Below are 13,303 nucleotides of genomic sequence, written 5' to 3'. Positions count from 1 at the left end.
CATTGATGGCTTGGTAAATCGGCTTCAGCTCCTTGGCCAGAGCCCGCCGCTTGTCCCAGGCCGCGAAGTCGAGGCTGTTGCGGATCAGGTGCACGATGCACGTCTGCAGCGTCGTCTCTGGAAACACAGCGCTGAGGGCCTCTGACATGCCTTTGAGGCCATCGGTCACGGCAATTAGCACATCTTCGACACCACGCGTTTTGAGATCGTTAAAAACCTTCATCCAGAACTTCGCACCCTCGGTGTTTTCGATCCAGATGCCCAAGATATCGCGCGTCCCGTCGGGTAGAACGCCCAGTGCCAGGTAAATGGCCTTGTTGCGCACCAGGCCTTCTTCGCGAATCTTCACCCGCAGCGCATCGAAGAAAATGACCGGGTACATCGGCTCCAGTGGCCGCTGTTGCCAAGCACCAATCTCTTCCATGACCTCGTCAGTTACAGAGCTGATGAAATCAGGCGAGACGTCGGTTCCATACTGCTCGGACAGAAAGGCTCGGATCTCTCTGACCGTCATACCTCGAGCATACATGGCGATGATCTTGTCATCGAAGCCGGTGTACCGCCGCTCGTGCTTAGGGATCAGAATGGGTGCAAAGCTACCGTCTCGATCTCGGGGAATTTCCAGACGAAGCGGGCCATCGCCGGTCAAAACCGTCTTGCCACTCTTGCCGTTACGCTGGTTGGTTTCATCCTCTGGGCGCTGCGCGCCCGGTGGATATCCCAGGTGGTGGCCAAGCTCGGCATGCAGCGCGCGTTCGATCAGGGCCTTCTTAAACGCCGCAGAGGCATCCTCGATAGCTTCTGCGGTCATCAGGCCCTCACCGAACTGCTCCAGCAGCTCTTTGGGGATTTTGGGCAAGTCACGCAAGGGTTTCTTTTTGGTTGGCATACATGCACCTCTTACTCATGTTATGCCCGAACACAAAATTTCTGACACCCTCAGGAGAGCCTAAGCTCAATGCCGGTCAGTTAAGACTTTCAGTTGTCATTTGGGGCCGCTTCGCGCCCCATCGCCGGCAAGCCGGCTCCCACACTGTCCGTGCAAACCGCACATGTGTGTCGCCGCGGTCCCTGTGGGAGCCGGCTTGCCGGCGATGGGCTGCAAGGTAGCCCCAAAAATGACAAAGCGCCGCTTAACTGACTGACATTGAGCCTAAGCTCTCCTTCTTCCATTCAACGACCGTCAGCCAATGGTCATCAAGCTGGCGTTACCCCCCGCCGCAGCGGTGTTCACACTCACCGCCCGCTCGATCACCAAACGCTCCAGCGCAATCTGGTGATCGCCGCTGGACAGCCCATGCACACCCACGATCGCCCCGGCACGCTTGGCCACCTGCTCGCAGACGCGGCGCAGTTGGTCGGAGTCGCCGTGGTGGATGACCGCGTCGAACGCGACTTCATCCTTGTTCCAATCCGCCACCAGCTTGACCTTCGCTTGCAGCTCCTTCGGCAGGCGGGCGCGCAGGGCCTTGCCTGGCTCGCCATCGACCCACACCGCCGAGCTACCGACGGCCAGTACGGCTGCCAGTTGGGCCAGCAGATCGGCTTCGTTGTCGGCCAGGCACAGCACGTGCTCGCGCGGCAGCACGGTGTAGGTGTTGCGCTCGCCGGTCGGGCCGGGCAGCACGCGGGTGATGCCACTCTGGGACTGCTCGGCGAACTGCTCGCACAGCTCGGCCAGGCCCGTCAGCTGGCTGCTGTCGGCCCAGGTTTTGAAGGTGTGCAGCGGCTTGATCAACTGGTCGCGCAGGGCGCCGTCGACCTTGCTGTCACCGTCGGTACGCTGGAAGTGACGGGCGATGGCGTCGGCCGGGCGGGTCGACAGCAGGCGGTACAGGTACAGCGGGCCGCCGGCTTTCGGGCCGGTGCCAGACAGGCCTTCGCCACCGAACGGCTGCACGCCGACCACCGCACCGACGATGTTGCGGTTGACGTACATGTTGCCGGCGTTGACGTTGTCCACCACCTTGGCGATGGTCTCGTCGATGCGGGTGTGCACGCCCAGGGTCAGGCCGTAGCCGGAGGCGTTGATCTGCTCGATCAACTGGTCGAGGTTACGACGGTTGTAGCGCACCACATGCAGCACCGGGCCGAAGATCTCGCGCTTGAGCTCGTCGAAGCTTTCCAGTTCGATCAGGGTCGGCATGACGAAGGTGCCGCGCTTGCATTCCTCGGCATCGGCGATGGCCACCTGGTAGACCGAGCGGCCTTTCTCGCGCATGCCCTGGATGTGTTTCTCGATGCCGGCCTTGGCCTCGGCGTCGATCACCGGGCCGATGTCCACCGGCAGGCGCTCCGGATTGCCCAGGCGGTTCTGCGCCATGGCGCCCTTGAGCATCTCGATCACGCGGTCGGCGGAGTCTTCCTGCAGGCACAGCACGCGCAGCGCCGAACAGCGCTGGCCGGCGCTGTCGAAGGCCGAGGACACCACGTCGATCACCACCTGCTCGGTCAGGGCCGAGGAGTCGACGATCATGGCGTTCTGGCCGCCGGTCTCGGCGATCAGTGGGATCGGGCGGCCCTGGGCATCCAGGCGGCCAGCGATGTTGCGTTGCAGCAGGCGCGCCACCTCGGTGGAGCCGGTGAACATCACGCCCTTGACCCGCTCGTCGCCGACCAGGCCGGCGCCGACGGTCTCGCCACGGCCTGGCAGCAGCTGCAGCACGCCTTGCGGAATGCCGGCTTCCAGCAGCAGGCGCACGGCCTGGGCGGCGACCAGCGGGGTCTGCTCGGCAGGCTTGGCCAGGACCGGGTTGCCGGCGGCCAGGGCAGCGGCTACCTGGCCGGTGAAGATCGCCAGGGGGAAGTTCCACGGGCTGATGCATACCACCGGGCCCAGCGGGCGGTGGGCGTCATTGCTGAAGTCGTTGCGTGCCTGCACCGCGTAGTAGCGCAAGAAGTCCACCGCCTCGCGTACTTCGGCGATGGCGTTGGCGAAGGTCTTGCCGGCCTCGCGGATGAGCAGGCCCATCAGCGGCTGGATCTCGGCTTCCATCAGGTCGGCGGTGCGCTCGAGGATCGCAGCACGCTCGGCCGGCGGGGTGGCCTGCCAGATCGGCGCGGCATTGAGGGCGCACTGGATGGCGTTGTCGACGTCGGCGACGGTGGCTTCCTGCACATGGCCCACCACGTCGCGGTGGTCGGCCGGGTTGAGCACCGGCGCGGCAGCCTGCTCGCTGGCGGCGCAGGCCAGCAGCGGGGTGGCTTTCCAGTCGTTGTGCGCGGTGGCCAGCATGGCGCAGGACAGCGACGCCAGGCGGTGTTCGTTGGCCATGTCGATGCCGGCCGAGTTGGCCCGCTCGCTGCCGTAGAGGTCACGCGGCAGGGGGATGCGCGGGTGCGGCAGGCCGATGGCGCCTTCCTGGGTGGCCATGCGCTCGATGCTGACGACCGGGTCGGCGACCAGTTCCTGGATGGAGATCGAGTGGTCGGCGATGCGGTTGACGAACGAGGTGTTGGCGCCGTTTTCCAGCAGGCGGCGCACCAGGTAGGCCAGCAGGGTCTCATGGGTGCCGACCGGCGCGTAGACGCGGCACGGGCGGTTCAGCTTGCCTTCGGAAACCTTGCCCACCACCTGCTCGTACAGGGGCTCGCCCATGCCGTGCAGGCACTGGAACTCGTATTGGCCCGGGTAATAGTTCTGACCGGCAATATGGTAGATGGCCGACAGGGTGTGGGCGTTGTGCGTGGCGAACTGCGGGTAGATGGCATCCGGTACCGACAGCAGCTTGCGTGCGCAGGCGATGTAGGACACGTCGGTGTACACCTTGCGGGTGTACACCGGGTAGCCTTCCAGGCCTTCGACCTGGGCGCGCTTGATCTCGCTGTCCCAGTAGGCGCCCTTGACCAGGCGGATCATCAGGCGGTGGCGGCTGCGCTTGGCCAGGTCGATGACGTAGTCGATCACGTACGGGCAGCGCTTCTGGTAGGCCTGGATGACGAAGCCGATACCGTTCCAGCCGGCCAGCGCAGGCTCGAAGCACAGGCGCTCGAGCAGGTCCAGGGACAGCTCCAGGCGGTCGGCTTCCTCGGCATCGATGTTCAGGCCGATGTCGTACTGCTTGGCCAGCAGGGTCAGCGACAGCAGGCGTGGGTACAGCTCTTCCATCACACGCTCGTACTGGGCGCGGCTGTAGCGCGGGTGCAGGGCCGACAGCTTGATGGAGATGCCCGGGCCTTCATAGATGCCACGGCCGTGGGACGCCTTGCCGATCGAGTGGATCGCCTGCTCGTAGGAAGCCAGGTACTTCTGTGCGTCGTGCTCGGTCAGTGCGGCTTCGCCGAGCATGTCGTAGGAATAGCGGAAACCCTTGGACTCGAAGCGGCTGGCATTGGCCAGGGCCTCGGCGATGGTCTCGCCGGTGACGAACTGCTCGCCCATCAGACGCATGGCCATGTCGACGCCCTTGCGGATCATCGGTTCGCCGCTCTTGCCGATGATGCGGGTGAGCGAGGAGGTCAGGCCGGATTCGTTGTGGGTGGAAACCAGCTTGCCGGTCAGCAGCAGGCCCCAGGTGGCGGCGTTGACGAACAGCGACGGGCTGTTGCCCAGGTGCGGTTGCCAGTTGCCGGTGCTGATCTTGTCGCGGATCAGGGCATCGCGGGTGCCCTTGTCGGGAATGCGCAGCAGGGCTTCGGCCAGGCACATCAGGGCCACGCCCTCCTGGGACGACAGGGAGAACTCCTGCAGCAGGCCCTGGACGATGCCGGCACGGCCGCTGGCGCTCTTCTGGTTGCGCAGCTTCTCGGCGATGCCGGAGGCCAGCTTGTTGGTGGCCTCGGCCTGGGCGGCCGACAGGCGGGCCTGCTCCAGCAGCATCGGCACCATTTCCTGTTCCGGGCGGCGGTAGGCGGCGGTGATGGCCGAGCGCAGCACCGACTGCGGCAGGATGCTCTCGGCGAACTCGAGGAAGCACTGGTGGCTGTGGTCGGGCTGGATTTCCCCGGCATCGTCGGCCGGGTGACCGGCCTGGCCGTTGAGTTCGGTCAGGGTGGCGCCACCCTCGAGCTTCTCCAGGTAGCTGAAGATCGCTTGCTTGATCAGCCAGTGCGGTGTGCGGTCGATGGACTGCGCAGCGGCTTTGAGTCGCTCACGGGTCGGGTCGTCGAGTTTGACCCCAAGGGTGGTCGTCGCCATTTCTTATTCCTCGATATTGCCACGGGTGTGGCCTAAGCTGTCGGCAAGATTAGCTGTAGGACAATTCGGGTGCAACCGGGTGCAACCCGTTTTTTTGGAGGAAAAGGTGCAACTCGTCCGGTGGTATTTCCCACATGGCGAAAAAGGTCGTTGTCGGTGCGTTTTCTTATGAAAAACGTGCCGCATGCTCCGAAAAGGAGCAAAAAAGGCACTTTTTCTGAAAAGGTGCGTCCAGGTGCAACTTGGCATTGAAAAATGGTTGCACCCTGTTCGTGTTGTTGCATAGGATGCGCCGCCTGGGTGCAACCACCTTTACCGAGGCGGTTCGCAAGAGATAAAAACAAACGCCAGGGCACAACCATGGGCAATCCACTCACGATCACCTTCGTGGTCTACATCGCGGCAATGGTGCTGATCGGCTTCGTGGCCTATCGCTCCACCAAGAACCTCTCCGACTACATCCTCGGCGGCCGTAGCCTCGGCAGCGTGGTCACCGCGCTCTCCGCCGGCGCTTCCGACATGAGCGGCTGGCTGCTGATGGGCCTGCCGGGCGCCATCTACCTGTCGGGCCTCTCGGAGGCCTGGATCGCCATCGGCCTGACCATCGGCGCCTACCTGAACTGGCTGTTCGTGGCCGGCCGCCTGCGCGTGCAGACCGAGTACAACGGCGACGCCCTGACCCTGCCGGACTACTTCACCAGCCGTTTCGAAGACAAGAGCGGCCTGCTGCGGGTGATCTCGGCCGTCGTCATCCTGGTGTTCTTCACCATCTACTGCGCTTCCGGCATCGTCGCCGGCGCCCGCCTGTTCGAAAGCACCTTCGGCATGTCGTACGAGACCGCCCTGTGGGCCGGTGCCGCGGCGACCATCGCCTACACCTTCGTCGGTGGCTTCCTGGCGGTGAGCTGGACCGACACCGTGCAGGCCTCGCTGATGATCTTCGCGCTGATCCTCACCCCGATCATCGTGCTGATCTCCACTGGCGGCTTCGACACCACGTTCCTCGCCATCGAGGCGCAGAACCCGGCCAACTTCGACATGTTCCGCGGCGCCACCTTCATCGGCATCATCTCGCTGCTGGGCTGGGGCCTGGGCTACTTCGGCCAGCCGCACATCCTGGCGCGCTTCATGGCCGCCGAGTCGGTCAAGTCGATCGCCAACGCCCGCCGCATCTCCATGACCTGGATGATTCTGTGCCTGGCCGGCACCTGCGCCGTGGGCTTCTTCGGTATCGCCTACTTCTCGGCCAACCCTGGCCTGGCCGGCCCGGTCACCGAGAACCACGAGCGTGTGTTCATCGAGCTGGCGAAGATCCTGTTCAACCCATGGATCGCCGGTGTACTGCTGTCGGCCATCCTGGCGGCGGTGATGAGTACCCTGAGCTGCCAGCTGCTGGTGTGCTCCAGTGCCCTGACCGAAGACTTCTACAAGGCCTTCCTGCGCAAGAACGCTTCCCAGGTCGAGCTGGTCTGGGTCGGCCGCCTGATGGTCCTGGCCGTGGCCCTGATCGCCATCGCCCTGGCCGCCAACCCTGAGAACCGCGTGCTGGGCCTGGTGGCCTACGCCTGGGCCGGCTTCGGCGCCGCCTTCGGTCCGGTGGTGCTGATCTCTGTGCTGTGGAAGGGCATGACCCGCAACGGCGCCCTGGCCGGTATCCTGGTCGGTGCCGTGACCGTGATCGTGTGGAAGAACTATGTCGGCCTGGGTCTGTACGAAATCATCCCGGGCTTCCTGCTGGCGACCCTCGCCATCGTCGTGGTGAGCAAGCTGGGGCGTCCTTCGGCCAGCATGGTCTCGAGCTTCGAGAAGGCCGACGAGGCCTACCATATCGGCAAGTGATGTTTCGCTGACGCCTGCCTGAAGCGGCCCGCGCCTCGCCGAGACGCGGGCCGCTGTCGTTTCGGCGGGCGCGACCTGACGGCGTCGGCGCGACAAGGTAAACTTGCCGGCTTCGCAGGAGTTGCCATGAACTATCGTCACGCCTTCCACGCCGGCAACCATGCCGACGTCTTCAAGCACATCGTGCTGACCCGCCTCATCGCCCTGATGTCGCGCAAGGAGCAGCCGTTCGCCTACCTCGATACCCATGCCGGCCTGGGGCTGTACGACCTGCAGGGCGACCAGGCGACGCGCACCGGCGAATACCTCGAAGGTATCGCCCGGCTGTGGAACCGCGACGACCTGCCGGCCATCACCACCGACTACCTGCGCATCGTCAAGCGCCTGAACGCCGACGGTGAGCTGCGCTACTACCCTGGCTCGCCAGAGCTGGCCCGGCGCTTGATGCGCCAGCAGGACCGCGCCCTGCTCAACGAGAAGCACCCCGAGGACGGGCCGCTGCTCAAGGAGAACATGAAGAAGGACCCACGGGTCGTCGTTCACCTGGGCGAGGGCTGGCACGTGCCGCGGGCCCTGCTGCCGGTGCAGGAGAAGCGCGCGATCATGCTGGTCGACCCACCATTCGAGCAGCCCGACGAGCTCAAGCGCTGCACCGTGGCGATGAAGGAGGCGATCGGGCGCATGCGCCAGACCGTCGCCGCGATCTGGTACCCGATCAAGGACCAGCGCTCGCTGACCCGCTTCTACCAGGACCTGACCAGCACCGGTGCGCCCAAGCTGCTGCGCGCAGAGCTGTACGTGCACCACCAGGACAGCCCGCAGGGGCTCAATGGCTCGGGCCTGGCCATCGCCAACCCGCCTTGGGGGCTGGAAGAGGAACTGCGCGAGTTGCTGCCTTGGCTGGCCAAGGAGCTGGCGCAGACGGCGGGTAGCTGGCGGATGGACTGGTTGATCGCGGAGTAGCCTGTAGACCTCTTTGGGGCGCGAAGCGGCCCCGGCATTGGTGCAGGCCCGCAATCGAAGGCGCAGCCCTCGCAGAGGCATCCGCACACAGCGCTTTGCGTTATAATCCCGCTCTTTAGTCGCCGTCCGCCCGCGAGCCGGCGGCGCATTTCTACCGAATGAAGAGGCTAGACCCTTGGCATTGACGATTCTTGGCCTGTCCGGCGCCCTTAGCCATGACCCTTCCGCGGCCCTGTACATCGACGGCAAGCTGGTTGCCGCCGCCGAAGAAGAGCGCTTCGTGCGTGACAAGCATGCGAAGAACCGCATGCCCTACGAGTCGGCGAAGTTCTGCCTGGAGCAGGCCGGCATCAAGCCGTCCGACGTCGACGTGGTGGCCATTCCGTTCGCCCCGATCAGCCTGTTCGGCAAGGCCCGTTGGCACTACGCCAAGCGCTACTGGTACGCCCCTGACCGCGCGCTCGATGCGATCCTGATGGGCAACCGCCGCTACAAGCGCTACCGCAAGAAGATCGTCTGGTGTCTGGAGCAACTGGGCTTCGATCCGAAAAAGATCAAGATCGAGCCGGTCGAGCACCACCTGGCCCACGCTTCCAGCGCCTATCACTGCTCGGGCTTCCAGGAAAAGACCGCGATCCTCGGCATCGACGGCAAGGGCGAGTACGCCACCACCTTCTTCGGCTACGGTGAAAACGGCCGTATCCACAAGATCAAGGAATTCTACGACCCGGACTCGCTCGGTGGCCTGTACGGCGCGATCACCGAGTTCCTCGGCTTCGAGATGCTCGACGGCGAGTTCAAGGTCATGGGCATGGCCCCGTACGGCGATGCCAGCAAGTACGACTTCTCCCGCCTGGCCAGCTTCGAGAATGGCGAACTGGTGATCAACACCGAATACGCCAACGTCATCGGCCTGCGTCGCTATAAAGAGAAGGGCAAGGGCTTCTACTTCTCGCCCAAGCTCATCGAATGGCTTGGCCCCAAGCGCGAGGGCGACATCGCCGACGAGCCGTACATCCACTATGCGGCGAGTATGCAGGCGCTGTTTGAGAAGCTGGCCCTGCAGATGATCGACCATTACCTGGGCGATATCCTCAAGCAGACCGGCAAGCTGGCCTTCGCCGGCGGTTGTGCGCTGAACGTCAAGCTGAACCAGAAGATCATCGCCCGCCCGGACGTCAAGGAGCTGTTCGTCCAGCCTGCCTCCGGTGACGCCGGTACCGCGGTCGGTGCGGCGGCCTATGTGTCCCATGCCCGTGGCGTGCCGGTCGAGAAGATGGAGCACGTCTACCTCGGTCCTTCGTATTCCAACGAAGACGTGATCGCCGCCTGCGCCCGCCACCCAAGCGCGCCGAAGTGGCGCAAGATCGACGACATGCCCCAGCGCATCGCCAAGATCATGGTCGATGGCAACCCGGTGGCCTGGTTCCAGGGCCGCATGGAGTTCGGCCCGCGTGCCCTGGGCGGCCGCTCGATCATCGGTTGCCCGAGCGTGCCGGGCGTGGCCGACCGGATCAACGAGCAGATCAAGTTCCGCGAGCGCTGGAGACCATTCTGCCCGTCGATGCTCGACACCGTCGCACCGCAGATGATCAAGGTCGACCATCCGGCACCGTTCATGACGTTCACCTTCGAAGTCGCCGAGGAGTGGAAGACCCGTGTCCCGGAAGTGGTCCACGAGGACGGCACGTCGCGCGCCCAGGTGCTCAAGCGGGAGTACAACCCGCGCTACTACGACATGATGAAGGCCCTCGAAGACCTGACCGGCAACGGCGTGTCGCTGAACACCTCGCTCAACCGTCGTGGCGAACCCATGATCTGCTCGCCGACCGATGCCTTGAACATGTTCTTCGGCTCGGACCTGCAGTACCTGATCATGGAAGACATCCTGGTGGTCAAGGATGGCGCGGCGCCTTATGACCAACCGCTCTGAACAGCGCATCCTGCAGTTCTGCCATGGCTATGACGGGCCTTTCCTCGATTGCGCCCGTCAATACGCCAGTCTGTTCCAGGGCACGGGCTACCGGGTCACCACGGTCTTTCTCACTGGCAAGGCCGACCCACGGGTAGCCGCCGGCTGCGCGTCCGACGAGGTCTTGTTCCTGGCGTTCAGTTCCAAGGCTGTACGCGGGCTGAAGCTGGGTGCCATCCAGGCGCTGCGCAAGATCGCTGCCGAGCGCAACTTCAGCTTCTGCATCGCCCACCGCTTCAAGCCCATCTACGTGACGCTGCTGGCCACCGGCCTGCCGGTGATCGGCGTGCACCATGCCTTCGGCGACTACGCACGCGGCGGGCGGCGGCTGTTCGCCAACCTCTTTCGCAAACGCCTGAGCCTGCTCGGGGTCTCGGACGCGGTGCGCGACGACATGCGTCGCTGCCTGCCCACGTGGCCCGCCGAGCGTATCCAGACCTTGTACAACCGCATCGACGTCGAGGCCCTGCAGGCAGCCCTCGTGCCGCGTGACGAGGCGCGCCGTGCGTTGGGCCTCGACCCGCAGGCCTGGATCGTCGGCAACGTCGGTCGCCTGCACCCTGACAAGGACCAGGCCACCCTGCTGCGTGGCTTCGCCGAGGCGCTGCCGGGCCTGCCGGCCAGCGCCCGCCTGGTGCTGCTGGGCCAAGGCCGCCTGGAAGACAAACTCAAGGCCCAGGCCGCGGCACTGGGGATCGCCGGGCAGGTGGACTTCCTCGGCCAGGTGGCCGATGCCCGCCGTTATTTCCAGGCGTTCGATGTGTTCGCCCTGAGCTCCGACCACGAGCCGTTCGGCATGGTCCTGCTGGAGGCCATGGTTGCTGGAGTCCCGCTGCTGGCCACGGCCTGCGGTGGTGCCCGCGAGGTGGTCGAGGGCGTGGGCGTGCTGTTCCCCTTGGGCGATGCCGGGCAGTTGGCCCAGGGCCTGCAGCACCTGGCAGGGCTGGACGAGGCACAGCGCCAGGCGTGCGCCGAGCACATGCTGCAACGCCTGCGCGAGCGCTTCAGCGACCAGGCCGTGCGCGAGGCATTCTGGCAGCTTGCGCAGGTGCGCGCGTTGGTGGTGCAGGCGTGATGCTCAATCATATCCAGGCCTTTCGCGAACGCGGCTGGCAGGCCATCGACCCAGCAGACTATGCCGCCGCCTGGCAGCGTTTCGGCGGCAGCGTGGCGACGCACCCCCTGGTGGTCGAGCAACTGGCCGACCTGGCGCAAATCCCGGTGCGCTACCTGGGCTGGCGACAGGATGGCGAGCTCAAGGCCGCCATTCCTACCTGGGGACGCCACCTGGCGCTGTCCAAGGACGTGCTCAAGCGCATGGGCAAGAAGGGGCTGTTCGACCTGGGCAATGCGGAGATCATCCTGCCGGCCGCCGCCGACGCCGGTGCGCCGCTGCGGCACGCCGGGCGCTACCTGTCCGAGCTGAACCAGGGGCGTTTCACCGGCCTCAAGGCGCAGCCCGAGCAGTTGGCCATGGCCCGCCCCCACGAAGACCTGTCGAAGAAGTTCCGCTACAACCAGCGTCGCGAGCTGCGCCTGCTGGAAGAGGCGGGCGGCCAGGTGCGACCGATCGGCGACTTCAGCGCCGCGCAGCTCGCCGCCATGTACTGCGACCTGTTCCAGCGGCGCTGGGGCTTTCCGGCCACTGGCGCTGCGCGCATGGCAGAGGTGCTGGAGCGTTTGCGCGAGCTGATGATCGGTTCGGTGCTGTTGCTCGAAGGCGCACCCATCGCCATCCAGCTGGTGTACCGGGTCGAGGCGCCGGAATGGATCAGCGTCGAGTACGTCAATGGCGGCGTCGACCCTGAAACCAAGGCCTTCAGCCCCGGCAGCGTGCTGAGCTTCCTCAATACCCAGGCCGCCTGGGAGGATGCCCGCGCCCGCAACAAGCCGCTGCGGTTCTCGTTCGGTCGTGCCGACCGCGAGTACAAGGACCGCTGGTGCAACCCTGTGCCGGTGTTCCAGGCATGAGCCGCAAGCAGGCGCTGCTCAGGCGCCACCGGCGCAACAAGCGCTTCGGCCTGCTGGCGGGCCTGGTCCTGCTGGTCGTGCTCGGGGTCGCCACGTACTGGTGGCTGCCGCTGGTACTGCTGCCGCTGATCTGGGTGGCCCACGAGGCCTGGTTCGCCGATCACCTGTTCTATTCCCCGGCCGAGGACTACGAGTACCGCTTCGGTGAGCAGACCCGCGAGGCGTCCGTGACCCTGCGCGGCGGCCTGCTCGAGGTAGATGCCGCGCTGGCCGGGGACGAGACGCTGGTCCTCGAGGTCCGGGTGAAGAGCACCTGGCTGGGCCGCCTGCTCGATCCGCAGGTCGAACTGCTTGCAGAGGGGCAGGGTGACCGGCAGACGTTCGAACGCGGGGTCGAGGGTGTGCGCTTTCTCAACCTGACCGGCCTGGCGGCCCCCCTGATGGCGGGCACCCTGCGGCTGCGGGGACGGCACTGCCGGCTGGTGGGGGCGCCACGGTTGTGGATTGCACCGGGTGTCGAGCTGCGCCAACGCCGAGTCATGGTCATCGCCCCCCATGCCGACGATGCCGAGCTGGCCGCCTACGGGTTGTACAGCCAGGCCGACGAAGCCTGGGTGGTGACCTTGACCGCCGGTGAAATCGAAGCCGAGCATTACCAGCGGATGGGCATGGCCAAGGCCGAGGCCGCACGGCTGAAAGGGCGACTGCGGGCCTGGGACAGCATCGCCGTGCCACGCTGGGCTGGCGTGCCCGAGTCGCGCTGCGTGCAACTGGGTTACTTCTGCCTGCAACTGCCGGCCATGCAGGCGGCGCCCGACCAGCCCGTGGACTCGCGTGAGGCTGACATGGCCGATATTCGCCCATTCCGCCGTTTCAATCCGTTTGCGCTGCCAGCCGATGCCGACGGTGCGCCGACCTGGAACAACCTGTTGGCCGACCTACGCGTCCTGCTGGAGCGGGCCAGGCCGCAGGTACTGGTCATGCCCCATCCGCAGCTCGACCCGCACCCCGACCACCTGTGTGCCCGGGCGGCGGTGCTCGAGGCCTTGCAGGGCTTGGCCTGGCAACCGGAAACCGTACTCTGCTACGCCAACCACCTGCATGACAACGACCGCTGGCCCATGGGCGACAGCGGCGATGGCGTGGCGTTGCCGCCGCAACTGCATGCCGACCAGGCCTGGGCCCCCTGCAGCCTGGTCCTGGACGTGCCGACCCAGCGCGACAAGGCCATGGCCTTGGGCATGATGCACGACCTGCAGCCGCCCGCACCGTTCAAGCGTCGCGTGCGCCGGGCCTTGCAGCGCTGGTTGGCAGGGCGCCGCCCATCGCCGTACGGGGAGAACGAGTTCTTCCGCAAGGCGGTGCGCCGGCACGAATTGTTCTGGCGCCGAGACTCCTGAGTGCCACCTATGATTGAGCGT

General features: G+C 65.5%; 8 protein-coding genes. 6 read left to right on the top strand and 2 right to left on the bottom strand.

Translation table 11 applies throughout. From position 1 onward, the window contains the following. Both ABFA30_RS23845 and putA read right to left on the bottom strand, forming a co-directional pair. Positions 1–889 (bottom strand): IS256 family transposase (locus ABFA30_RS23845; RefSeq protein WP_410046019.1); only part of this gene is annotated, 889 nt, incomplete at its 3' end. A gap of 294 nt (positions 890–1,183) precedes the next feature. Further along, positions 1,184–5,137, bottom strand: coding sequence for a trifunctional transcriptional regulator/proline dehydrogenase/L-glutamate gamma-semialdehyde dehydrogenase (gene putA / locus ABFA30_RS23840; RefSeq protein ID WP_225788900.1), 3,954 nt, complete (start codon positions 5,135–5,137; stop codon positions 1,184–1,186). 360 nt (positions 5,138–5,497) lie between these two features. Here putA and putP point away from each other — a divergent pair, with 360 nt between their 5' ends. From putP to ABFA30_RS23810, 6 genes are all read left to right on the top strand, one after another. Next, positions 5,498–6,976, top strand: a complete 1,479-nt coding sequence (gene putP, locus ABFA30_RS23835; protein ID WP_225788901.1) for a sodium/proline symporter PutP — start codon at positions 5,498–5,500, stop codon at positions 6,974–6,976. Positions 6,977–7,102: 126 nt separating this feature from the next. Beyond that, positions 7,103–7,939, top strand: a complete 837-nt coding sequence (locus ABFA30_RS23830; RefSeq protein ID WP_225788902.1) for a 23S rRNA (adenine(2030)-N(6))-methyltransferase RlmJ — start codon at positions 7,103–7,105, stop codon at positions 7,937–7,939. Between the two features lie 175 nt (positions 7,940–8,114). Beyond that, complete coding sequence (locus ABFA30_RS23825) at positions 8,115–9,872, top strand: carbamoyltransferase (RefSeq protein ID WP_225788903.1); 1,758 nt, start codon at positions 8,115–8,117, stop codon at positions 9,870–9,872. After that, positions 9,856–10,986 carry a glycosyltransferase gene (locus tag ABFA30_RS23820; RefSeq protein WP_225788904.1) on the top strand — a complete coding sequence of 377 codons (1,131 nt, stop codon included), beginning with the start codon at positions 9,856–9,858 and terminating at the stop codon, positions 10,984–10,986. The genes ABFA30_RS23825 and ABFA30_RS23820 overlap by 17 nt, the downstream gene beginning before the upstream one ends. After that, positions 10,986–11,882, top strand: coding sequence for an antimicrobial resistance protein Mig-14 (locus ABFA30_RS23815; protein ID WP_225788905.1), 897 nt, complete (start codon positions 10,986–10,988; stop codon positions 11,880–11,882). Before ABFA30_RS23820 ends, ABFA30_RS23815 begins: the two co-directional genes overlap by 1 nt. Further along, positions 11,879–13,282: a PIG-L deacetylase family protein gene (locus ABFA30_RS23810; RefSeq protein ID WP_225788906.1), complete on the top strand. Its 1,404-nt coding sequence runs from the start codon at positions 11,879–11,881 to the stop codon at positions 13,280–13,282. Before ABFA30_RS23815 ends, ABFA30_RS23810 begins: the two co-directional genes overlap by 4 nt. Positions 13,283–13,303: the final 21 nt, after the last annotated feature.

It is taken from the genome of Pseudomonas sp. HLMP, from assembly GCF_046365545.1.
Taxonomy (GTDB): Bacteria; Pseudomonadota; Gammaproteobacteria; order Pseudomonadales; family Pseudomonadaceae; genus Aquipseudomonas; species Aquipseudomonas guariconensis_B.
The sequence above is the reverse complement of the archived record's forward strand: the minus strand, read 5'-3'. Positions and strand labels throughout refer to the sequence as shown.